Origin of the sequence: Paenibacillus sp. W2I17 (assembly GCF_030815985.1) — a bacterium.
GTDB lineage: Bacteria > Bacillota > Bacilli > Paenibacillales > Paenibacillaceae > Paenibacillus.
Map to the genome: position 1 here is coordinate 3,385,439 of NZ_JAUSXM010000001.1, position 23,055 is coordinate 3,408,493.

General features: G+C 46.5%; 20 protein-coding genes. 6 read left to right on the top strand and 14 right to left on the bottom strand.

The genetic code is table 11. The features are described 5' to 3' along the window. Window positions 1–36: 36 nt before the first annotated feature. From QF041_RS15045 to QF041_RS15055, 3 genes are read right to left on the bottom strand one after another with little or no spacing between them, the layout of a single operon-like run. Window positions 37–915 carry a carbohydrate ABC transporter permease gene (locus QF041_RS15045; protein ID WP_074093756.1) on the bottom strand — a complete coding sequence of 293 codons (879 nt, stop codon included), beginning with the start codon at window positions 913–915 and terminating at the stop codon, window positions 37–39. 12 nt (window positions 916–927) lie between these two features. Next, window positions 928–1,845, bottom strand: coding sequence for an ABC transporter permease (locus QF041_RS15050; RefSeq protein WP_197997778.1), 918 nt, complete (start codon window positions 1,843–1,845; stop codon window positions 928–930). A 56-nt stretch (window positions 1,846–1,901) separates the two neighbouring features. Further along, the gene (locus QF041_RS15055; RefSeq protein ID WP_076213555.1) at window positions 1,902–2,111 is read right to left on the bottom strand and encodes a tautomerase family protein; all 210 of its coding nucleotides are present in this window, start codon (window positions 2,109–2,111) and stop codon (window positions 1,902–1,904) included. Between the two features lie 534 nt (window positions 2,112–2,645). On the opposite strand from QF041_RS15055, the gene QF041_RS15060 reads away from it, so the two are divergent. The 4 genes from QF041_RS15060 (at window position 2,646) to QF041_RS15075 (ending at window position 8,343) form a co-directional block, all read left to right on the top strand. Beyond that, entirely contained in the window at window positions 2,646–4,382 is a 1,737-nt protein-coding gene (locus tag QF041_RS15060; protein WP_307416974.1) for a methyl-accepting chemotaxis protein, read from the top strand. A gap of 325 nt (window positions 4,383–4,707) precedes the next feature. After that, complete coding sequence (locus tag QF041_RS15065) at window positions 4,708–5,187, top strand: hypothetical protein (protein ID WP_307414760.1); 480 nt, start codon at window positions 4,708–4,710, stop codon at window positions 5,185–5,187. Between the two features lie 313 nt (window positions 5,188–5,500). Then, window positions 5,501–6,079, top strand: a complete 579-nt coding sequence (locus tag QF041_RS15070) for a TetR/AcrR family transcriptional regulator (RefSeq protein ID WP_307416975.1) — start codon at window positions 5,501–5,503, stop codon at window positions 6,077–6,079. A gap of 77 nt (window positions 6,080–6,156) precedes the next feature. Then, entirely contained in the window at window positions 6,157–8,343 is a 2,187-nt protein-coding gene (locus QF041_RS15075; RefSeq protein WP_307416976.1) for a YhgE/Pip domain-containing protein, read from the top strand. A 333-nt stretch (window positions 8,344–8,676) separates the two neighbouring features. Here QF041_RS15075 and QF041_RS15080 read toward each other — a convergent pair whose 3' ends face one another. The 8 genes from QF041_RS15080 to QF041_RS15115 all read right to left on the bottom strand — a co-directional run bounded on the left by QF041_RS15080 (window position 8,677) and on the right by QF041_RS15115 (window position 15,860). Beyond that, window positions 8,677–9,021, bottom strand: a complete 345-nt coding sequence (locus QF041_RS15080; RefSeq protein WP_307414761.1) for a DUF4190 domain-containing protein — start codon at window positions 9,019–9,021, stop codon at window positions 8,677–8,679. A 246-nt stretch (window positions 9,022–9,267) separates the two neighbouring features. Beyond that, entirely contained in the window at window positions 9,268–11,376 is a 2,109-nt protein-coding gene (locus QF041_RS15085; protein WP_307414762.1) for an RICIN domain-containing protein, read from the bottom strand. 416 nt (window positions 11,377–11,792) lie between these two features. Further along, window positions 11,793–12,548, bottom strand: coding sequence for an amino acid ABC transporter ATP-binding protein (locus QF041_RS15090; protein ID WP_307414763.1), 756 nt, complete (start codon window positions 12,546–12,548; stop codon window positions 11,793–11,795). A gap of 33 nt (window positions 12,549–12,581) precedes the next feature. Continuing rightward, entirely contained in the window at window positions 12,582–13,241 is a 660-nt protein-coding gene (locus tag QF041_RS15095; RefSeq protein WP_076253366.1) for an amino acid ABC transporter permease, read from the bottom strand. A gap of 113 nt (window positions 13,242–13,354) precedes the next feature. After that, a complete protein-coding gene (locus tag QF041_RS15100; RefSeq protein ID WP_036672520.1) occupies window positions 13,355–14,125 on the bottom strand; it encodes an amino acid ABC transporter substrate-binding protein in 771 nt (256 codons plus the stop codon). A 129-nt stretch (window positions 14,126–14,254) separates the two neighbouring features. After that, complete coding sequence (locus QF041_RS15105) at window positions 14,255–14,812, bottom strand: DUF4825 domain-containing protein (protein ID WP_307414764.1); 558 nt, start codon at window positions 14,810–14,812, stop codon at window positions 14,255–14,257. Further along, the gene (locus QF041_RS15110; protein ID WP_307414765.1) at window positions 14,809–15,504 is read right to left on the bottom strand and encodes a permease prefix domain 1-containing protein; all 696 of its coding nucleotides are present in this window, start codon (window positions 15,502–15,504) and stop codon (window positions 14,809–14,811) included. The genes QF041_RS15105 and QF041_RS15110 overlap by 4 nt, the downstream gene beginning before the upstream one ends. Further along, on the bottom strand, window positions 15,501–15,860 hold the full coding sequence (locus tag QF041_RS15115) for a PadR family transcriptional regulator (protein ID WP_047841826.1): 360 nt from the start codon (window positions 15,858–15,860) through the stop codon (window positions 15,501–15,503). The genes QF041_RS15110 and QF041_RS15115 overlap by 4 nt, the downstream gene beginning before the upstream one ends. A gap of 80 nt (window positions 15,861–15,940) precedes the next feature. Here QF041_RS15115 and QF041_RS15120 point away from each other — a divergent pair, with 80 nt between their 5' ends. Then, window positions 15,941–16,573, top strand: coding sequence for a hypothetical protein (locus QF041_RS15120; RefSeq protein WP_307414766.1), 633 nt, complete (start codon window positions 15,941–15,943; stop codon window positions 16,571–16,573). Window positions 16,574–16,622: 49 nt separating this feature from the next. Here QF041_RS15120 and melA read toward each other — a convergent pair whose 3' ends face one another. Further along, window positions 16,623–18,128: an alpha-glucosidase/alpha-galactosidase gene (gene melA, locus QF041_RS15125; RefSeq protein WP_307414767.1), complete on the bottom strand. Its 1,506-nt coding sequence runs from the start codon at window positions 18,126–18,128 to the stop codon at window positions 16,623–16,625. A gap of 189 nt (window positions 18,129–18,317) precedes the next feature. After that, the gene (locus tag QF041_RS15130) at window positions 18,318–19,331 is read right to left on the bottom strand and encodes an AraC family transcriptional regulator (RefSeq protein WP_307414768.1); all 1,014 of its coding nucleotides are present in this window, start codon (window positions 19,329–19,331) and stop codon (window positions 18,318–18,320) included. 181 nt (window positions 19,332–19,512) lie between these two features. Here QF041_RS15130 and QF041_RS15135 point away from each other — a divergent pair, with 181 nt between their 5' ends. Further along, window positions 19,513–20,139, top strand: coding sequence for a histidine phosphatase family protein (locus QF041_RS15135; RefSeq protein WP_307414769.1), 627 nt, complete (start codon window positions 19,513–19,515; stop codon window positions 20,137–20,139). Window positions 20,140–20,339: 200 nt separating this feature from the next. Here the strand turns inward: QF041_RS15135 and QF041_RS15140 are convergent, their stop codons facing one another. Continuing rightward, window positions 20,340–22,676 carry a rhamnogalacturonan lyase gene (locus QF041_RS15140; protein ID WP_307416977.1) on the bottom strand — a complete coding sequence of 779 codons (2,337 nt, stop codon included), beginning with the start codon at window positions 22,674–22,676 and terminating at the stop codon, window positions 20,340–20,342. Window positions 22,677–23,055 lie beyond the last annotated feature (379 nt).

Below are 23,055 nucleotides of genomic sequence, written 5' to 3' on the forward strand. Positions count from 1 at the left end.
TCCCCCGTTTCCGTCAGATCTGTATGCTGCTTGTAGTTAAGATTTGACGGAGCCGACCATGATTCCTTTTACAAAATGCTTTTGCAGGAAAGGGTAAATGATAATGATTGGCAAGGTGGCGATGATGATGGTCGCCATTTTGATGCCTTCCGGCGATGTATGTGCAAGGGTGCTATAGACGGCAGAACCCGGATCGACGGAAATATCGTCACTCTCAAACAGCTTCTTAAGTGTGACCTGGATCGGCCACCAGGCCGGATCATTCAGATAATAAAGCGCGGTGGAATACGCATTCCAGTGGCCCACCGCATAGAAAATGCCGAGTGATGCCATAGCCGGTTTGGATAATGGAATAACGATACGCCAGATGATGCCAAACTCTCCACAGCCATCGATGCGGGCGGCATCGATCAGTTCACCCGGCAGCTGTGAGAAGAACGAACGCATGACGAAAAAGTTAAAGGCGTTAATCGCTCCTGGCACAATCAGCACCAGTGGATTGTTAACCAGATGCAGCTCCTTCATCAGGATAAAGTTCGGAATGAGCGGCGCCGAGAATACGACGGTCACCAGGACAAACATGACAACTAGAGAGCGACCCTTGTACTCTGGACGTGACACGGGATACGCGAGTGATGCCGTTGCGGCGAGATTGACCAGCGTACCCACTAACGTTACCCCAACCGATACCGCAAAGGCCCGCCAGAAGGCAGCATCGCCGAATACATATTCATAATTGATCCAGGTAAAAGCTACTGGCCAGAAGCTAACCTTTCCGCCCATGATCGCTTCCGAACTGCTAAGTGATTGGGCCAGCACATTAATGAAAGGCAGAATCATCGTCAACGAGAGCAGCGTAAGAAAAACGAGATTTCCAATGCGAAATATACGGTAACGGACACTGGGGGTACGCATCCATCTCGCCTCCTAATACAGGCTTTCGCCGGTTGTTTTTTTGCTAAAGAAGTTACCGAGTAGAATAAGCATCAAGCCCACGACCGACTTGAACAACCCGATGGCTGTTGTATAGCTGTATTGCTGTGAGAGAAGCCCGGCTTTGTAGATGTACGTATCGAGAATCTCGCCAGACTCCAGATTGAGCGGATTGAGGAATACAAACACACGCTCAAAGCCCAGATCAAGGAACTTCCCGATGTGCAGCAGCAACAAAATCATAATCGTTGGCAGCAAGGATGGCAGGGTAATCGACCATATTTGCTTCAAACGTCCAGCTCCGTCCACCTCTGCCGCCTCATACAGATCGGGATTGATGCCCGCAATGGCAGCCAGGAAAATAATCGTTCCGTACCCGGAGTCACGCCAGATCCCCGAACCGATCAGAATAGAACGAATGTACGAGTCTTCTCCAAGGAAGTAGATCGGCTGCATGCCCAGAAATCCAAGTGCCTTGTTCACCACTCCGGCATCCATTGAGAAAATACCCATGAAGATACCACTAATGACGACCCAGGACAGAAAGTGAGGCATGTATACAATCGTTTGCAGCAAACGCTTAAACACAATCATCCGTACTTCATTCAGCAGAATTGCCAGTAAGATCGGTACCGGGAATGCAATCACCAGATCATATAATCCAAGAAGAAGTGTGTTATTGAGAATTCTTAAAAAATCATAATGACTGAACATCTTCTGGAAATGCTCCAGACCTACCCAATCACTTCCGGTGATGCCTTTGAAAATGTTGTAGTTCTGAAAGGCAATCACTGAACCGAATAAAGGTACATATTTGAAGAGGAAAAAATACAGGATACCCGGTAAGGAGAGTAGATATAGTATCCGATATCGCCACAGATAACGTCCCGCATCTCCGAGCCGAACGCCCAGACCAGACGAGTGAAGTCCGGTTGCACCCCGGCTTGGTGGCACGATATCTGCCGGCTTCACGTCTTCTCCCCTCCCTGCTTCTGTGATTGCGTGCTTCTCAAGTTATCAGGAACGTTCTCGTCCCATGGGATTTCATTGAATTCGATGGAAATGTAATCCGGCTCACGATCGATAATACGCGAGAGCTCGCGTGTGAACACCTCCACTATCTCCTGCTTTTGCTCATCCGTCCTGCCTTCATACAGCCTGATCGTAATTTCTGGCATCCGATTTAAGCTCCCTTCATTACGTGATGTAAACGCTTTAACAACTTCATCTTAGCGTTCCTGCGGAAGGGCAACAATGGACTGTCTTTTCGTTCACTTGTGTTTTCTTTAGGTCATAACAAACAAGCCCAAAATGCCCCCTTATGAATGGGGACCTCGCTAGAACCTTGCATTAACAAACGTAATAATAATGATTAAAAATGAAAAGTACACCCACAGAACCAGTACCTTAGAACCATTTTTTCTCTAAAAGCTAATATTAATATGACTTTATAACGATATAATCTACGAAGTAACTTACCTGGGGGTCCTATAAGTGAAGTAGAACTTGAAACAATGCAAAAGGCACACTGAAGCATGAGAGAATGTCACGTAACCACAGCAAAAATCAGAATTATAGAAGTTGCACGATAACAATTTTTCACTAAATATTCATTAGATTACATAGCGTATAGCATCCCATCCAGGTATAGTGCATTTTCACAATCGTAGAAGGAGTGAACCATCTTGTTTAATAAGCTTCGCTGGAGTACCATGCCTTTCTTCATCAAAAATTTGGTGATTTCATTCGGCAGCATCATGTTGATCGGTGTAATCCTGATTACTGCCGCGTATCAATTGCAAAAAAATATCTTGGTTGAACAGTTGCACGACCAGGCTACCGTCATCACCCAGAAATGGTACGATGATCTCGACACTGCCAAAGTGGCAGAAGCGGCTAAGGAAAAAAGCTACTCCGGTCCTGTACAGCTGGAAATGAAAACTTATCTCGATTCCATCCATGAATTCTATCCAAACATCGCGCAAGCGTACATTTTTGGTTCAGAACTTGAGGAAGGAAACGGAACGTCCATCATCGCGATTCCAACAAACCTGTTGGAACCATTCGAGGAGGGTAATCTGCCTGCAGGTGCCATGTACCCGCTGCCTCAGAATAACGTCGTAGTGCTGGAACAGATGAAAAAGGACGGAAAGCCTGCCTTCAGTGATTTCTACACGGATGAGTACGGAACTTGGACCACTCTGATCTATCCGATTAATAACGCAGATGGCTCCATGTACGCTGCTCTTTACTTCGATGTAGATGCAAGTGCCGTTCCAAAAGGCCTGAACAAACTGCTTACGTACGGTTTGATGTTCCTGATCGGTTTCTTGATCCTGTTCATGGTGTTGCAATTCATTTTGCTGAAAAGAACGTTGCTTCCGATCCGCAATCTGATGAAAGGTATCGAAGAAGTCAGCACGGGTAATCTGGACGTAACCATCGATACCGGACGAGATGATCTGGGTGTCATCAACGAGAAGTTCAATGCGATGATCCATCGCTTCAATACAACCATCTATAAAGTACAGAATACTTCACATCACCTCTCGGAATCTTCCAAACAACTACTGGGCATTTCCGAGAAAAATAATGTGAACATTCAATCCATCAGCACCAATATTCGAGAAATATCTACTGGACTGGTGTCACAAGACAAAGCCACTGTGGAGAACGCACGTGCCATGACAGAGATGTCAACGGTAGTGCAGACAATCGCCAGCAGCTCAGCCGATGTGGCAGATGAAGCACTCAGCATGGAGCAGCGCTCCAGCACAGGTAATGTGGTGATGCAACAAGTCATTGAACAGATGCGCCTGATCTCCGGTGCGGTGCAAAATACATCAAACTCGATTCAGTCTTTGGAAAATAACTCGAACCAGATTAGCAACATTGTTAACGTAATCACAGAGATTGCCGGACAAACCAACTTGCTTGCACTTAACGCTTCAATCGAGGCAGCCCGTGCAGGTGAAGAAGGAAGAGGTTTTGCGGTGGTTGCAGGCGAGGTACGTAACCTGGCAGAACAATCGCAGGAATCAGCGAAGCAAATTCGACAGTTAATTGAAGAAATTCAACGGGATATCATGCAGTCTTCCGAAGCGATGCAGTTGGGTTCCAAGGAAGTTACCAAAGGCTTGGAAGTTACCCAAGAGACTGGTGTATTCTTCGAGAATATTCTGACTGCTACGAATAAAGTTGCAAACCAGATTCAGGATATCTCCAGTTCTACTGAAGAAATCTCGGCAAGCACACAGGAAATGTCTGCCACGGCCGATGAACTGTCTGCCAATGTCAGCAAAGCAGCAAGCAGCAGTAAACAAATTGAGCAGTCAATTGATGAGCAGGAAGCCTCCATGGCAGCCATTGTGAGTGCCTCCGATGAGCTCTCGGTTGTATCCGAGCAACTGCAAGAACTGATCTCATTCTTTAAAGTACGCGCAGAATAGAAGCAATACGAAACAGATAACAAGAATACGACACAGTAAAAAAAACCAAGGCTCATGAGTGATTACACTCAAAGCCTTGGTTTTTTGTTGTTACCAGGGTAGGTGGGTTAGGTTCTAGTTCTATACTTCCCGGTATCATTTAACAGACAGTATTTCATAATTGCTGGACTCTGGCTCTTAGATTTTGGACGCAGGTTAACAATTGAAAGTTTCATTTTCTATAAATTCAATTTATTTTTATTTATGGAAATAATAATATATTTTAAAACTTTACTATGATATAGTTACTCTACATTTAGCAAATAAAACCAGAAAAGAGGATATCATGAAAAAGACATTTTTGCTCAGTTTAGCTATGTTCCTACTGCTCCTCCCTTTTTCCTCAACAACATTTGCGTTCCAAGAAAGACTTACGGTTTCTGACACCATGCACACTGCAGGGCGGTTAGTCTCGAACAACAATACATATATAATGGGACTAAATGGCTTTGGAGTTCTTGAGTTAAGAAATGTGCGCAATAAAACTCTGTTATGGAATACCAACGTCAAAGATCTAAGAATAAATATGCTAATAATAGATCAATACAACGGTAGATTGAAATTGACGGACTATAGCAATACCCCCTACTGGACATCCGATAATCAGGCATGGGCCAATGCGTGGTATGGCCCGGGAAATGTGCCTGAAAATCTTGTGGGCGACCTGCTAATCATGCAAAATGATGGAAATTTAGTTCTGTATAACACAAAGAATATAGCTAAAGGATGGTATCCTGTATGGGCTACTAACACAGGAGGACAATAACATTAAGAATCATTCTTTACCTGTCTGCCTGATTAAAAGGGTTGATTTACTAAAATGTATTCCTACATTACTAATTACAAACAAAAGATGGTATAGTGACTAGTTTCTTAGTCATGTACCATCTTTTTTAATGCAAGAAATCTGGTAAGATGTCCTCTCTCCCTCTACAAGCTTTTATTATGACAAAGATCACATCCACCTTCCCTGTTCAAGTGCTACAGTTGTTAACGACCAACTGACCATAATAGTAAAATGGTCAATAAAGGACTTACCTTACCATTAGCCTTTCAACCTACAAGGAGGTGTATATGTGATGAAAACGATAGATCGAAGGCAACAGGTGATGGACTCTGCCGAGAAATCCTTTGCCCTGTTTGGTTACAAGGCCACAACGATGGAGCAGGTTGCGAGACTTGCCAATGTGGGCAAGGGAACGATCTATACTTTTTTCGAAAATAAAGAAGAACTGTTCAGCGAGATTTTGCGCTCAATCATTGCGGATATGAGACAGATTACAGAGCAGACGGTGAAGGAAGAGAATTCGTTTCTGGATAACGTGCATATGAGTATGGATTCTTTGCTGGAGTATCGGGAGGAACATGAGCTGTTGATCAAGCTCTTTCAGGAGGTTAGCGAGTTCGGTACACCACAGGCCAAAGAAGGTCTACAAAAAGTGGAGACAGCCATTCTCGAATATTTGGAGCGTCAAGTGAGCCGTGCCATGGAATTAGAGCAGATTCGCAGAGATGATCCCAAGCTGGTTTCTTTTGTCCTGCTGAAGCTGTATGTCACCTTAACCTCAGATTGGAACAAAGCGCATCCTACGTTGCACAAAGATCAGATCAAGGATTTTGTGGGCCTCTTTCTCAAGAATGGCTTATCCCCCACCTAGAGAAAGGCATGCCACTAGATTCAAAACCTAATAGAGATAGAACACACGGATTAGCGTAAGGATAGGGAGAGAACATGATGAAATCATTCCACGTGTTTGGGCAGGATCTGAAGTCCACCTTTAAAAAACCAAAAGTATTTATTCCGATTCTCGTTGTACTGTTCATTCCGGTGCTGTATAGTGGCCTGTTCCTGAACGCATTCTGGGACCCCTATGGCAAAATGAATGAATTACCTGTAGCCGTGGTCAACACGGATCAGGGTGCAGTCTACAATGACAAATCACTCGAGGTCGGTCAGAATCTGGTCGATGAATTGAAAAAAAGTGATGATTTCGACTGGCAATTCGTGACTCGTGAACAAGCAGAACAAGGTATGCAAGACAACACGTATTATATGACGATTGTGATTCCGGAGGACTTTTCCACCAAAGCAACAACCCTGATGGATGAGCACCCTGAGCCGGCAGACCTGATCTATGAACCCAATGAAGGATATAACTTCCTCGCGGGTCAGATTGGCGGCACGGCGGTCAAACAAATTCGTTCCAAAGTCGCTGCCAAAGTCACAGAATCGTACACTGAAACGCTATTGGATCAGGTCGAAGAAATCTCTGGTGGTTTGGCAGATGCCGGGGATGGAGCAGGTCAGATTCATGATGGTGCGATCACGCTGGATGAGGGTGCTGCTACATTAAAAGAGAACCTGTCCAAACTGGCGGCAGGCACCGACAAGCTGGAAACGGGCGTAGTTCCGTTAAAAGAAGGTACGACTACGCTCGCCCATGGCATAGGTGATCTTCATACTGGCGCGAGTGCCCTGTCCAGTGGCCTGTCTCAATTGGCAGCAGCAGGCACGAAGCTGGGTGATGGAGCATTGCAGGCTGAAGCGGGTGGCAAACAGTTACAGGCTGGCCTTCAATCTGTTCAGGAAGGCACAGCCAAGCTGGATGCAGGACTGGCGGCTTCCGAGGAAGGCAGTGCAAAGCTGACTGCTGGGCTGCAAAGTTCTGTTGAGGGCAGTGGCAAAGTTAGCGAGGGTGCCAAAGCGGTTGCGCAAGGTCTTGCCCAATTAGCCGAAGCGAGTCCGGAACTTGCCGCAAGTCCTGCTGTGCAGCAACTCCTGGCAGCCAGCCAAGCCGTAGCTACGGGCAGCGAACAGCTGTATCAAGGCGGACAGCAATTGGTCGCAGGCAGTCAAAACCTGTACGCTGCACAGCAACAACTGCATCAAGGCAGCAGCCAGTTGGTACAGGGTGAACAACAACTGGTACAAGGAGCCACGCAATTATCCGTCGGACAAGAAAAGCTTGCGACTGGTTTACAACAGTTCAATTCCAAATTATCTGAGGCAGCCGCTGGAGGAGCCAAACTTGCGGATGGTTCAAGTCAATTGGATGCTGGTGCAGGCAAGCTGGTTGCGGGTGTAAGCCAGTTCACTGATGGAATCTCAACCCTTGCAGATGGCTCACATAAGCTGGATGAAGGTGCTGGTCAGTTAAAAGAAGGTACCCTTAAGCTAACAGACGGCTCTGGCGAACTTGCCACCAAGTTGAATGAAGCGGCTGAGCAGACGGGTAGTGTAAAAAAGACCGATGAACTCGTAACCATGTATGCAGAGCCTGTTCAGGTCGATGAGCATAAATATAATGAGGTACCCAACTATGGTACAGGATTCTCGCCATACTTCCTGTCACTTGGGCTCTTTGTCGGCGCATTGATTGCCACATTGGTAGTGCCAACACGCGGCAGCACGGTTAGTGAAGCAAGTGGCTGGAATCGTTTTGTGAGTAAAACGCTGGCTTTCACACTCATGAGTGCAGTGCAGTCCCTGCTTGCTTCATGGCTGGTCTTGTACGGCTTGGGTCTGGATGTTCAGAGCGTTCCATTATTCCTCTTGTTCAGCTTTGTTACCAGTCTAAGCTTCATGTACATCATTCAGGCACTGGTGACTTGGCTGGAGAATCCGGGACGATTCCTCGCGATTCTGATGCTGATCTTCCAGCTCACCACCAGCGCAGGCACCTTCCCGCTCGAACTGATTCCAAATTGGCTGAAAGTGTTTAATCCATGGCTACCTATGACCTATTCGGTAACGGGTTATAAAGCAGTCATCTCAAGTGGACAGTTCGGCGTGGCTTGGGATCAGATTGGTATTCTGTGCATCTTCGCCGTGATTGGTCTCGGAGGAACCTTAACGTATTTCCTGATGCATCGCACCACGGAGAACGAAAACGTCAGCAGTGAAGTCGCACTTCACGCATGATGCGTATACAGATAAATTAAAATAGGTAAAGGCATACCCCCTGTCCTGACTCGCTGAATGACAGCAAGTCTGGCGTAAAGAGATATGCCTTTGTTCTTTTGTTAGTTTTGATATTCGATCTAGTCGAGATTCTTCAGAAAGTTTTGGTTTAAAAATCTTAGAAAATTACCTTGCATGGAGCCAAGGGTAAGCATTTTCTTGATAATGCTCAATCGCCAATGGGTACCGCAAAATCAACCGTTTCTACTACTTTGGAGGAAAATGCATTGAGAAAAAGAATTCGTTAACCGGTCTACCCAGATTTTCTAGTGATTACTAGCATCGATTCTATACCTAATATGTAAAGTACACATCAGAACTCGAGATAGCGAAAGTAAATAACAGTACGAGCGCAATCAGTAATACATATAAAGCTACACTGATGATTCCACAGACAAGGCCAGCAATGGCTAATCCTCTCCCCTGCTCCATGCGGTTCTTAATTTCTTTGAGCGACACGGAGGCAATGATGATAGCAACAATACCAATCAATAATCCCACGTATGGAATCATGAGGGACAGTATACCCAAGACAAGAGCTGCAATCGATTTGCTATTGGTTTTTGGTGCTACATAAGGTGGTGGTGGCAATGTGTCACTATAATAACGATCTACATTATTAATATCTCGTTGATCCAAAGTAAATCCTCCCTCTTTATTAAGTAACATCATTATAATGGTTTATAAGATTTGTTTGTTCCATATTTTGCAAATTAAAGACTCTTACTTCCTTATTGACTCTGGTGATATCGTGCATCTGGTATCCTTAACACCGAAAAAACACGTAATGAGTATATATACTCATTACGTGTTTTCGCTCATCCATTTTTTTTAGTTCATAATGTATCACACGATTTAGTGCTTGTATCACCTCATCACATGTTCCTATTTGGAACCCCAGATCGATTGATTGTTGGAACCAATCAGTGAGAAGGTCATCACTTCGTTATGGCTAGATAACTCATTCTTCTGTTTGAAGAATATACCTTTGTACGTCACTCCGTTAATGACCATCGTGCAGTAATACGTACCGGCAGTATTCGACCATGTACCGGTTACCGCGCCAGATATCGTTCCGTTAGCATTCAGTGTTACACTTTGCGTGGGAATCATACCTACGTTGCTGGTGGACGCATCCAGCCCCATATTAACGAATTGGTACGTTCCCGTCATATCGGTTGCACTATATCCAGTGGAAGAGATTTTGCTTCCCAAAAATTCGTACACTGCGGTCACCGGCCATTTGTCGACGTTCAGGAATTGCTGATGTGCACGAACCTCATGATACTCCGTTCCGTTATTGAATCGGGTATGGTAGATCAGATACCTAGCCCCATCCGTGTCAACAAATGCGGAGTTGTGCCCTCCAGATTTGTAACCAAGCGGTATACCGGGCAGCGCATAGTTGCCGAACAACTTCACGCCCCGAGTTGACTGATTAACCGAAGCAGATTCATATACAGCCTGATTTCCGGCGGCATCGGTATATGTTCCATCAATCGTGGTGGAACGATACACACGAAGATGATAACCGCCTTCACTGGACAGCCAGCCGTACGTTACATACAGATAGTAATAACCTGCATCCTTGTCATACACGATATAGGGAGCTTCTCCCGTTTTTCCATAACCTCCTGCAATGCGCTTGCCAAAGTAACGGTCCGTATTACCACTATCCGATCCCGGATATATCGGCTGGCCTGTGTCTGGATTGATTTGAAGGATATAGATTCCCCCTGACCAGGATCCGTAACTCATCCACAGTTTGCCGGAGCTGTCATAAGTCAAGGTAGGATCGATCGCGTTGGGGAAAAGTGTATTATTAAATCCACCATTGTTCGTGAACCAGCCGCTCCGTGTGCCGGACAGATTCCCTTTGTCGATCAGCTCGGGAATGTTGGTATTCTGATACCACGTGTTCACCGTTTTTGTTCCAAGCGAAGACGTGGTCGTGATCGGATTGCTTCCACTTGTGAATCCCGAGTAGACGATGGTATCGATGTACTCGTAAGGTCCCTTAACGGATTTGGATACGCCAAAACCGATGGCTGAGCGAATATAGGTGGACGAGGTAGAGTAATACAACATGTAGGCGCCCTTGGAACCGTCCGCCCATGTATATGAAGCATTGTAGATCGGCGATGCCGGCGCCCATACCGCATGACCGCCGGAGCTGTCCTGATCATTATAACCGGCCCATGCGTAGGATACTGCCAGAGCCGATGTCAGCGCAGCTCCCGAACTTCGGGATGCATTGCCTGTGCCGCCTGCTTTGACCAGTTCCCACTTCTGCATATCTCCACCCCAGTAATTCCATTGCTGCACACTGGCACCGGCTGTCGTGCTGCCGTCCGCCACATCCAACGCACTGCGATATCCGGAAGCCTTGGTTAACAATGCAACCGTTCCGTCATCGTTTTGCTGAATTCGAAATAACTGCATGGTTCCGCCCCAATACGCCCATTGCTCAATACTGGCACCGTCGGCTGCTGAACCGCCATTGACGTCGAGAGCGCTGTTGTAGGCCGAATTGGCGGTCAGAAGATAATAGTCCCCGTTGCCGTAGTGCATTATTCTGAACTTCTGCGCGTCCGATCCATTATAGGACCACTGACGAACACTTGTGCCATCGGCAGACGAGCCATCGGAGATATCAAGATATAGGCCGCTGTTTTTATTTTTAATGTAATAGTAGCCTTCGAAGGTAGATGGTGCATACAAGGTACTGTTAGCATACCCTTGTGTTCCCTCGTATGACCAGTTTCTGAGATCTGTGCTGCTGGCCTGAGCCATATGCGAACCGTATATGTAGTACTTGTTCGTGGTTGAATCGTAATAAATGGACGGGTCGTGTACAGATACTCGTGTTGTATTCGAAGTGGTCGATGAACTTGCTGCGCCTAATGCATTTCCACTGCCCACGCTGGCGGCCAAAAGAACAAAAACGAGCAACATCATCCCCAGCTTGTTCCATAACTTGTGCACAATTTGCATGATCGGATCAATCTCCCTTCATATTGGGTTACTTATATATCAAATTAAAATTATGTTTTGGTATACCAAAACTAGTTAAGCGCTTTCATAAATTTGAATGAATAAGCCATCCGAATTCCCAAATCCACTCTTAGAGAATGCGCTTTCATTATTTTAGAAGGTATATTAGCCTCCTTTCATCGAATAAGGTGTCTATCGATTAATAGCTTCCAAGCTGTATACACCTCATATTAATGGTATTCCTTTGTCGAAGTAAGGGGGTTTGTGTCGTTTTTAAAAATAAATAATTATGTAAATAAATTCTTTAAATATAAATTAATCCTCACACTTCCAACCCTCATTATCGTCTCTTAATCAAAAAAAAAAAGATACCCCAACTCTAATGGGATACCTCTCTTTTTGGTTTCCTTTTCCGTCTATCCTTCCACTTCCACCCGCTGCAAAAATGTCCGAGTGCGTGCAAGCTTCGGATTGCCAAAGACCTGCTCTGGTGGACCGGCCTCTGCGATCTCGCCATTATCCATGAAGAATACGCGATCCGCAACGTCACGGGCGAAACTCATTTCATGCGTAACAATCATCATCGTCATATTTTCCTGCGCTAGTTGTTTGATTACGCGTAACACTTCTCCCGTCAGTTCGGGATCGAGTGCCGATGTCGGCTCATCGAACAGCAGAATGTCGGGCTGCATCATGAGTGCGCGGGCAATAGCTACACGCTGTTTCTGTCCACCGGACAGATTACCAGGGTAGACATCGGCCTTGTCCGACAGCCCTACTTTGCCGAGTAATTCCAGACTGCGGTACCGAATGACGCTTGAGCTTTCTTTTTTCAAAGTTTTCGGTGCAAGTTCCAAATTATCTTGTACAGTCAGATGCGGGAATAAGTTGAAATGCTGGAATACCATCCCCATGCGATCCGTCATCTTCCGAATATCCGCGGCACCTGCGTAACGGCCATTATCAACCAACGTCTGATCCTGAATGCGAATCGTTCCGCCCGAAATATCCTCCAGATGAATCAGGCTGCGCAGCATCGTACTTTTCCCCGAACCCGAAGGTCCGATGACGGCAATTACTTCGCCTGGTTCCACGTTGAAGGATACCTGTTTCAGCACATCAAGTGTGCCGAATGATTTTCTCAATTGATTTACTTCTATTATATGTGTCATATGCAGACAGTCCTTTGATTGATCAGATTTAATTTATTCAAATGAAAACCGCTTCTCCAGTGCCTTGAACAGCACGGTGAGTACGAGTGTCATGAGCAGATACATAACCGCCGCCACGAAGAAAGGTGTCAGCTGTAAGTCGCGATTTACCGCCGCTTGGGCGTAATACAACAGCTCAGGTACAGCCACGGCATAGAGCAGTGCCGTATCCTTGATGAGCGTAATGGACTCATTGGCCGTTGCAGGCAATACTACACGAATCATCTGAGGAATAATGACTTTGGTCATCGTCTGCCACTTCGTTAATCCAAGGACCTTCGCTGCTTCATGTTGCCCCTTATCAATGGAAAGCAGTCCGCCCCTGAATATCTCAGCGAAGTACGCCGCATAGTTTAGGATGAACGCAATCCCTGCCGCAACAAAGCGATCAAACACCAGATACTCTCCAATCACCGGAAGCAACGGTAAACCGAAGCAGAAGAATAGAATTTGGAGCAGTAGCGGTGTTCCTCGCATCACATATACATACGTATGGGCAATCCATGCCAGTGGTTTAATCTGGCTTCTCATCGCAAGCGTGACCGCAAATCCAAGCGGCACAGATAACACGATCGCCAGCAAGAACATGAAAATGGTGGTCTGCGCACCCTCTAGCATAGGTTTTAAAATGGTCGATAGATAATCCCAACTCATTATTTTGTCTCCTCTAATCTGTTAACCCCGCATTCCTCTGGGGCATGAATCGCTCCAGCATGGAATACGGGGTCCGTTTTGTTTCTAAACTATATATCAGGTGTGTAACCTGTCTATTTCAAAACCTTATCTTCACCCAACCATTGAGTGGAGATCTTAGCCGCTGTTCCGTCTGCATTCAACTCATCCAGCGCTTTTTGCAGCTGATTCAGAAGTTCTTCATTTCCCTTTTTGATACCAATGCCATATTGTTCCGGTGCAAGAGATTCATCCAACAGTTTGAATGTTCCCTCTTCTTTGGACATGTAGTATCTCGCTACCACTTCATCAATGATGACCGCATCCAGACGTTTTGTCTTCAGATCCGTCAGTGCAAGCACGTTATCCTTAAATTCAGAAGCTTTCACTTTATCCTTCAGAGGACTTGCTGCCAGTGCATCTGCCGCGGAGGACAGCGCCTGCAATCCCACATTTTTACCATCAAGTTCATCCAGCTTTGTGATTGGCGAGTCTGCCAAGGTAATAGCTACTTGGCTGTTTTCCAGATACGGCTTCGTGAAGAGCACTTTCTCTTTACGCTCATCCGTAATGGTGTACCCGTTCCAGATCATGTCGATCCGGCCACTGTTCAGCTCTGACTCTTTGGAAGACCAGTCGATCGGCTGGAATGTGATTTCTTTACCCATTTTCTCCGCTGCAGCTCTTGCGTAATCAATATCAAAACCTACAATTTCATTCTGCTCGTCCCGGAAACCCATTGGAGCAAACTTATCATCAATTCCTACAACAATCGTGTTATCGTCTTTGCTTGCGGAACTGGAACAACCAGCCACAATCAATACACATATACTGATGAATAATAGTAGAATCGCTTTTTTTCTCATCTCTCGAACCCCTCCATGTCTATAACCAAAACCCCGCTTTAGTTCGTTACCACGTTATCAGAGATTTATAATAACATAGCATGGGAGAAGAGTCGAGTCTCTTGCCTATTTCCTTCTATTTCATACAGCTTAATTGTCAACAATCTGTGAAAAAGCCTCTTTCACTTGTGCCGGTTCCACCAGCTTCTCGCGTACAGTCGAATTCCATAGCTCCGGGTTCTGAAGTTCCTTTAATTCCGTACCTGTCCATTGTTGGGCAGATTCACGACGTAAGGTATGGCTGGTATTCTCAAACTGGTAGACGATCTGCTCCAGATTATCGATCATAACAAAGTTCGCAACCGCATTATATACGAGTATCCGCTCAAGTTCCTCTGCATCCATCTCACGCGTATCCAAGCTATAATTCACTTGGACTGTGAACGTCTCCGGGTACAGTTGGTAACCATTCAATCTTTCACGTAAAGGTAAAGCCTGATTCAGATGACTAAGGTTTGAATTATCACCCATGTAGGGACTGCGATATTTGGTTAAAGCGGCAAAATCATGTGTCAGCGGATTCTGCTGCTCTTCCTCGTACCGAGCCTGTTTCGCCTCGATCTTCGGATTAACGAAGCCTTCAACAATCACCAAGCCAATGATGCCCAACACAACAAGTGTTATAATCCATATGTTTCTAATTCTCATAACGCATCACTCACTTCATACTTACTAACGATCCGATACGCCCGATGCACTACCAAAGGGATAATAACGCTTAGTAATGGGATGGCAAAGGCAATGACGATCACTGCAAACTGATAGGGTCCATCCACCTGAATGGGTCGATTAAACCAGATGTTGCTTCCGAATCGCAACGCTGCCTGCGTTCCCCATAGTACGAGTATTAATGCTGCCCACAACCACCATATCCTGCGATTCCACTGCACTAAGGCAGGGATTCGAATAACCGTGGTTTTCACGGAAGTTGCAGAATCGCTCGTCTTGTTGATCAACAGATACAATACATACATGCCACCAACAATGAGACTCACGATCATAAGCAGATTGTTTATGGCGGAGCCTTGCATCAGCACTCTCATTGGAATGGTAATGATCCAGGCTATGAGGCTATAAATCAGAGCAGACTGCAACAACGCTGTCCAGTAAGGAACACGTTGTACCCTTCGATGGTCACTCATCACTTCATCCATACCAGCGATATGCTGAATGGCGGTCTGGAACGCCTTCTCTTCACTCACCCCCTGCGAGATATAATCGTCAATGCGTGCAACGAGATTGCTGTGAATCTCTTCTTTTAATTCTCGATTGTCTAATGTATCTTGTGCGTGAGCGAACAAACGATTCACATGACGGGTGATGCGAGCTTCCAATCTCATAGGTCTTCATCTCCTTTTTCTCCAGTGACAATCATGCAATCAATCAGTGCCTTGGCTGCTTGCCAAGCATGAACCTGCTCTCTATAGGCTTCAAGGCCTTGCGTTGTAATTCGGTAATATTTGCGTCGTCCTCCCTGCGTCTCTTCCCCCCAGTAGGACTCCACATATCCACTCTTCTCCAGCCTCTTCAAACTGGAATAAAGCGTAGGTTCCTTCAATTCAAACTGCTCTCCGCTCTTACGATAGATCTCCTTAATAATGCTGTAGCCATAGTTATCTGCGGGTATAAGTACACTCAGAATGATGGGGTCAATATTGCCCCGAATCAGATCACTGTTAATCACTTGCACATCCATCTACGAGTTTCACCGACTTTCTTCCGTCCTGTGTATACTATAAGACACATTACTATGTCTGTAAAGGTAATATGTATCACATGGTAAATATGCATCGCAAGAGTAACACTAGCAACATTCCTCTCTTGCCTTTCGTTTGGAAGATATTAGGGAGGTGCATAAAATATAAATTCTTCAATACTATAAGAACATTGACCACATTGTTATTTCTTTCAACTTTGCTTATATTATCCGGCTGTAATCCTACTCCAAGTCATAGTACAAACAAAACTGCCTCACCTTCAACAACAAATGCAAATCAAGCCAAAACGGAATTAAAACAAAATCAGGAACTGCCTACACCAGTGATACAGACTGAAAGTGGCACTCCTATTCCTGCTATACAGGGCAGTTATTGCTGGGAAAGTATGTGTGCAGACTACGCAGGTGATATGGAACTGTTGGAAGGTCAAGTACCTGTCTCCGTGTTGGTAGGCGAGAATATATCTATTCATCTGGGTACAAATGTACCACCTGACGAGTTAACTCTTGTCGAATATGTAAATGGAGTGGCACGTCCCATCTCTTTGCGAGAAGGTTCATTCCAGTTAGCGCAGGAAAAAGGTACTCATTATTATGGTGCCTTTGCCCGCTGGACTTCCTCTCAAAACTCACAGGTTTCCTTGGGTGATACCTCTTTTGCCTTTGTTATCCGTGGTGTCGAAAAAAAATAAAAACAAACAGGGCCCCTCCAATTTTGGAGAGGCCCCTACGCATTTTTATCTATTGCTGCACTTTCTCGCGATCTTTCCCTTTATCGGATTCTCCCGCATTTTTGTTCGCAGCTTCGCGATCCTGTTTCATTTCTTCCACCGTTTTCACCTTCAGACGAGCTGCACCTTCATATTCCTTCGTTGGAATCAGGTCACCAGCAGCGAGTCTCGCTTCTGCGGCTGCAATCGCATCTTCGTACTGCGGCAACCACTGAGCCTGTGCAACCAGCATCTCGTCGACCATCTGCCAGATTTCTTTTGGATTACATACGGCACCCACGAGCGGGTCCATCATAAATGCCTGACGAAGTAATTTGTCGTCTCCGTTCACCGCGGCTTCAACCGCAAGACGTTGCACGGAAATACTCACATTACATACCGCAGCCGGACCAAGTGGCAGATCGCCTACATGTGGCATGGAGATGCCGTTGCGATCCACATATCCCGGTGCTTCAATAATCGCATCATCCGGCAGGTTGGAGATTACTCCATTATTAACGGTATTGAAATGTCCACGATAGACACGTCCCGTCTCCAGCCCTTCAATAATGTATGAACCGTGCTCCTCGCCCCGTTTTTCCGGAATGAATTGCATCGGTTCATCCTTCATCCAGTTAGGAAAATCAGTCTCAAACCAGTTGCGCCCCTCGGTACATACCCGCAGATAGCCACCCGTCTCTCCGTTGATCCAATTGCCCAGGTCGATCCATTCGTTAATCTCTTCCGGACGTTTGCGGTACCACGGCACATATTCACTCAGGTGACCATTCGATTCCGTACTGTAATACCCGAAGCGCCGCAGCATATCGATCCGCACTTTCTCGGTGCGGCTGTACTCCGGATGTTTTTCGAAAGCTTCAAGCAAATCGCCTGTAAGGTCCTTGCCTTCATGAGAAGCCTGGATATACCAGGTCTGATGGTTGATGCCGGCACAGACAATATCCACTTCACTCTTTTTCAATCCAAAAGCTTCCGCAATCTGATGATGACCATGCTGTACGCCATGACACAGTCCAATCGTCCGCACACCGCCATATTTGTTGCATGCCCAAGTCAACATCGCCATCGGATTGGAATAGTTCAAGAGCAGCACGTCGGGTGCACTCTGTTCACGAATATCTTTACAGATGTCCAGCATCTCGGCGATTCCGCGTTGTCCATACATAATGCCGCCTGCACACAGCGTATCGCCGACACATTGATCTACCCCATACTTCAGTGGAATATCCACATCTGTTGCAAATGCTTCCAGTCCCCCAACACGAATCGTACACAGTACATACTTCGCATCTTTCAACGCTTCTTTCCGATCCGTGGTTGGCTGAATCTGAATATTCAATCCATTCTCACGGATATCCCGCTGACACAGCTCAGTCACCATGTCCAGATTGTGTTGGTTAATATCGCAGAACGCAATTTCAATGTTGTTAAACTCTGGTACCGTCAGCAAATCCCTTAGCAATCCCCGTGTAAATCCGATACTTCCTGCCCCGATAAACGCCACTTTAAACGACATGCCTATGTCCTCCCCTAATCCGAATCTTTCGCTTCGGTTAATGACTTTCTTCATGAAATCATTGTACCAACGGCAAAAGGGGAAGCGTTATCAAAATCATGACCTGTTCAAGATCTTGTTGTCAAAAATCCTAACTTTTATGCGCCAGTTCCACTAATTGATATGTATTCGAAAATAACTGCAATCGGCTCATTCATCCGACGGGTACTGACTAACATGTCGTTCCATAGAGGAGCGAAATTCAACCGGAGTCATGCCCGTCGTCTTCTTGAATAACATATGAAAATACTGACGACTGCCTACCCCGACATAATCGGATATCTCTGAAATCGGGATATTGGTCTGCTGAAGAAGCATCTTGGCCTTCTCCATGCGAAGCATCGTCAGGTAATCGGTCGGTGTTCGCTGCGTGTGCTGACGAAAAATGCGATGTAAATAGCCTGGATGCAGATTAACTGCTGCCGCAATATCCTTCATCTGAATGTTGCGATCCATATTGTGATGCATGAATTCAATGGTTCGTTTGACATACAACTCCGCCTGATCTGGCGCACTCCGGCTCATTTCTCCGCGCAGACGTGCAACACGGACCAGCAACTGGATGAACAATGTACGCACCAGCACACCCTGTTCGGGAGACGACAGATTCCGGGCTTCGCGATGTTGTGCCCTTTCCTCTGTAGGAATAACTCCTATCGGTAAAGACGACCTTCCTTGCTCCTGCAGACCGCGCTGGTCGAGTTCCAACACCAGACTTTTCATAATGTGGTACACCTCTTCCGGGTCAGGCAGTACCAGATATGGCGAAGCATTAGTGAGTAGAGTGTGAACTTCTTCCTCCTCCAGCGCGAGCTGACGGATGGATAGCTGTCCAGGAGACGAGGTGGAGAAACCAAACTCCACATTGAGCATCCGGCAAGGGACACCATCTTCCACCAGCAAACGGTGCGGGACACCTGCGTCCAGCATAATGAACTGCCCTTTTTTCAAAACGGCCTGCTCCGTACTCCCATCCGACATCTGCACATCCACCCGGCACATTCCCGAAATAATATACATGATCTCTGTGGAATCATGATGGTGATAGGACATACGGTAGTTGTCCCACTGCTTGTAATAATACGCGTAGAAACGCGGCCCGCAGTCCTCTGTTCGCAATGCCTCCTGATACAGGCTTCCTGTCCAGCGTTTTGTGATGCTCATATACATACCTCCATTCCTGCAACGATCGATCCTCACTTTTCTCCATTGTAACAATTCTGTCGGGTGGATATAAACTGTCTGCGTTAAAAGCCTCATTGTATTATTTAATTAGATAAATATATAATTAGTATATAATCTAATCCTTTATGTAAACTGTCTATACTTAAGGAGGTTTCCACTCATGACTACCACCTTTCATTTGGTGAGACACGGTCTCAAAGAACGACGAATCGGGGATGTCCCCCTCACTTCCGAAGGGGTTTTACAAGCCGAAGCCACAGCACTTCATTTTGCCAGAGCTACCTTTCCCGTTACTAAAATCCTTACCAGCCCACTTCGACGAGCCCAAGAAACCGCAAGTATGATTGCCCGCCACACCCATTCCCATATAACCGAAGATCCTCGCCTGCGCGAACGTACCAATTGGGGCGATTGCCCGGATCAGTCATTCGAAGAATTCATTGCGATGTGGGATCGATGTACGTCTGACCCAGATTACATTCCACCCGTGGGTGACTCGGCAAAACAGTCTGGTGAACGGCTGGCCTCCCTCCTAACCGAATTGGCTAATGAAGAGCCAGAGAACAGTAACATTATTGTGGTTGCACATGGTGGACTCATTACTGATTTTCTGGTGCAGACCTTTACCGAGCGCGAGCTTAACGTCTGGCATTCCGATTTTATAACTATGCAGAACCAACTTATCCCGGAGTGCTCCATCACCACACTGATCTATGATCAAGGAACTTACACCATTAAAGCGTTCGCTTCTACCGAGCATCTAGACTCCAACGATGTAAAAAAATGACGTAACATGGATGGCTGAGCAAACGCCAAGCTTTATCCGCAGATCCTTATGTGAAAAAAGCTCTAAAATCCCATGTGCGAGACACATTGGGATTCCAGAGCTTTTAAGCTTCGATGCCAATTCTTAAAAATGCCAACGCTGCTTTACGTTACAGGCTCACATGTTGTAGGCTATTGCCAGGCATTGCTCATCCGGTCTGCTTACTTTCCGCCCTTACCTGGCGTGTAGAACTTAGGCAGCGTTACTTTGGACCAGTCCATATCCGATGCCATGTAAAAGGACGGATAGGACGGCTGGTTGTATCCACTGTTCTGTCCGGCAATGCCCACACGATACATCGCATCATGCATGAGCGTGTACAGCTTGCGGTCCGTCTTCTCGGTACTCAGATAGATACGAATCGCTGAGCTGTCGGTGGTTCTCACCAGCATCTCTTCCCGCCAATCACCGAAGATATCAGCTACGAGAGATGGTGTTCCTTTCGTGTGATTGTTAGTCAATGTGCCTGTTGCCGTCAGCACCGTGCCACGATTCCAGTCTTTGATGGTTGGTGTAACATCAATCGCACCATCTACGATCTGTGTCGTCATATCGGCAGCCCAACGGATATTCATATTCGTTCCCGGCATCTGATCACTGATTTTCTCACCCTTAGCTGTCCACAAACCTACAGCCCATGTCTCCAGCCCACGACGAGTCGGATCAACATCACCCACCATGCCACGTCCGGTATCTTTCCCCGTGTATCCGCCATAGATCACTTCTCCGGTCTTCGCATCACGCAGGGAATAGCCGTATGGCGCCCAAGGACCACCCTCGTGAACCATGAAAATCTCAAGTCCCGGACGATCCGGGTCAATATCTGCCACATGAAGTGCGTCCCCATGACCCAGACGGGCAATGGTTCCCGGTGCAGCACTCTCGGCAGGCATCAGGTCTGTGGAGCTGTATAGCACGCTGCCGTCATGATCAATCGTAGCGGAGCCATAGATAATCTCCTGTTTGCCGTCTCCATCCACATCCGCCACACTGAAATAGTGCGCTCCCTGAGTAGTAATGGAGCCGTACTGCGGATCTGTACCATCTACGCCGTGCGGTCCGTCATTAAAAGGGTTCTTCATCGGTGTCCAGCCGCTGTCCACTTTCCATTCTTTTTTCAGCTTCTTGCCATCCCAATTGTAGGCAACCATTGTCGAACGTGTATAGTATCCGCGTGCAAAGATAGCAGACGGTTTCTTGCCGTCCAGATAAGCCACTCCGGCTAGGAAACGGTCCACCCGATTCCCCGGTTCAATCCGTGCCATGGCATAATCGCCCCACATCAGACCATCATCATGACGCTCGGGTTCATATGGAATGGTCTCCAGCTCTTTACCTGATTTACCTTCAAATACCGTAACGTACTCCGGTCCATCCACGATAAAACCTTCAAACTTGCGCAGCTCATTGCGGTTGCTGCGTTCTACCGCATATACATCAATGAAGTAGTCAGCCAGGCTCTCGGCATCCTGCTGAGATAATGGGTAGTTATATTTTTTCTCGATTCCAAAAGCCTCTTCCAATGTCGCAGGCCAGTTGCCCTTCACAACCTCATCGTGTTTATGCCAGTTCCTGAACATATCCACCACGTGATCGTGGTACCCATCAGCACTTAAACGATAATCATCTTCGTTCGAATACCCTGCCTTGCGATCCTGCTTCGGAAGCGTGATGTATTTCTCGGATGTTACTTTTCCTTTTTTGTTATATTTGATAATCTTCGTGCCCGGAGCGGTCTTGAACATCATCTCAGCCTTGCCATCCCCGTCAAAATCGTAAACGAGCATCTGTGTATAATGAGCACCTGCACGGATATTGACCCCAAGATCGATCCGGTACAACAACTGACCGTCCAAGGTGTAAGCATCAATGTAGGTTTTACCGGTGTATCCTTTTTGCGATACGTCCTTGGCGTTGGAAGGGTCCCATTTGACAAAAAACTCATATTGGCCATCCCCATCCACATCACCCACGCTCATGTCATTGGCGGAATACGTATAAGCTTCTCCGGCAGGGGTCACACCATCAGCTGGTTTCTGCAGTGGAATGTCCACATATCCGTTCGCCCAAGGTTTGACGGATGCACTGCGTTTGCTTTCCTTGCCCTTCTTGTTCACCGCTGCCACTTCATAACGGGAAGAAGATTTACCCGCGGCATCTACATAGTTGGTGCTGTCGGTGACAGTAGCAATCTTTTTGCCATCACGATAGACGTTAAAGTCTGTACCTGTCAGCCCTTTGTCGCTATACCCTGTAGCCTCATCACCAAGCAATCTCCAACTGAGAAAGACACCTTCAGATGTCGAAGCAGCCACCAGTCCCCGATCCAGATATTCCAGTTGAATCTCTTTCAAGTGACTGCCCCCCTTATGTGATTGCAGGCCAGCCTCCGTCGCCCCATTACCGTTGGAAGCTTCCGCTCCCGTAACGCCAGCTGTTCCTCCAATGAGCAAAGCTACGCTAAGTGCCGAAGAGAGCACCTTGGCTGCAAGTGGCATACGAGCCTTCCTGCGACCGGATTGCCGACCTGACACCGATCCCTTATGTACCGGCGCTGTTGTTTCTGAGTTCATCCACCTTCACGCTCCTTGAGACAGAATAGGTGACGCATATACACATTGATGATGATTGGACGTTCGATCACCCGTGCAGACTTCCTTCAACGAAAGATCCCATTCCATAATGATTACGCTTACAAAATTAAAAAAGAGAAATCAGCTTGCCCGACTACCGGAGTGCGGTCCCCCTTTCATTCTCTTCCAATCCGAGCGAGGTGATCCCGCCCATCGGGTTCTATTATAGACATCCTGCCTGCCAGACCCTAGGCAAATATCCGTCCAAAACGATCAATAATCAGTGTTTTTAGGAGTCATTTGG

Excerpts from the sequence above, each read along its gene's own strand:
- QF041_RS15090 (WP_307414763.1), bottom strand. The coding sequence starts at position 12,548 with ATGACACATATAATAGAAGTAAATCAATTGAGAAAATCATTCGGCACA.
- QF041_RS15055 (WP_076213555.1), bottom strand. The coding sequence starts at position 2,111 with ATGCCAGAAATTACGATCAGGCTGTATGAAGGCAGGACGGATGAGCAA.
- QF041_RS15140 (WP_307416977.1), bottom strand. The coding sequence starts at position 22,676 with ATGCCACTTGCAGCCAAGGTGCTCTCTTCGGCACTTAGCGTAGCTTTG.
- QF041_RS15110 (WP_307414765.1), bottom strand. The coding sequence starts at position 15,504 with ATGAGATTGGAAGCTCGCATCACCCGTCATGTGAATCGTTTGTTCGCT.
- QF041_RS15065 (WP_307414760.1), top strand. The coding sequence starts at position 4,708 with ATGAAAAAGACATTTTTGCTCAGTTTAGCTATGTTCCTACTGCTCCTC.
- QF041_RS15060 (WP_307416974.1), top strand. The coding sequence starts at position 2,646 with ATGCCTTTCTTCATCAAAAATTTGGTGATTTCATTCGGCAGCATCATG.
- QF041_RS15070 (WP_307416975.1), top strand. The coding sequence starts at position 5,501 with ATGAAAACGATAGATCGAAGGCAACAGGTGATGGACTCTGCCGAGAAA.
- QF041_RS15085 (WP_307414762.1), bottom strand. The coding sequence starts at position 11,376 with ATGCAAATTGTGCACAAGTTATGGAACAAGCTGGGGATGATGTTGCTC.
- QF041_RS15100 (WP_036672520.1), bottom strand. The coding sequence starts at position 14,125 with ATGAGAAAAAAAGCGATTCTACTATTATTCATCAGTATATGTGTATTG.
- QF041_RS15135 (WP_307414769.1), top strand. The coding sequence starts at position 19,513 with ATGACTACCACCTTTCATTTGGTGAGACACGGTCTCAAAGAACGACGA.
- QF041_RS15095 (WP_076253366.1), bottom strand. The coding sequence starts at position 13,241 with ATGAGTTGGGATTATCTATCGACCATTTTAAAACCTATGCTAGAGGGT.
- QF041_RS15115 (WP_047841826.1), bottom strand. The coding sequence starts at position 15,860 with ATGGATGTGCAAGTGATTAACAGTGATCTGATTCGGGGCAATATTGAC.
- QF041_RS15045 (WP_074093756.1), bottom strand. The coding sequence starts at position 915 with ATGCGTACCCCCAGTGTCCGTTACCGTATATTTCGCATTGGAAATCTC.
- QF041_RS15130 (WP_307414768.1), bottom strand. The coding sequence starts at position 19,331 with ATGAGCATCACAAAACGCTGGACAGGAAGCCTGTATCAGGAGGCATTG.
- QF041_RS15105 (WP_307414764.1), bottom strand. The coding sequence starts at position 14,812 with ATGAGAATTAGAAACATATGGATTATAACACTTGTTGTGTTGGGCATC.
- QF041_RS15120 (WP_307414766.1), top strand. The coding sequence starts at position 15,941 with ATGGTAAATATGCATCGCAAGAGTAACACTAGCAACATTCCTCTCTTG.
- melA (WP_307414767.1), bottom strand. The coding sequence starts at position 18,128 with ATGTCGTTTAAAGTGGCGTTTATCGGGGCAGGAAGTATCGGATTTACA.
- QF041_RS15075 (WP_307416976.1), top strand. The coding sequence starts at position 6,157 with ATGAAATCATTCCACGTGTTTGGGCAGGATCTGAAGTCCACCTTTAAA.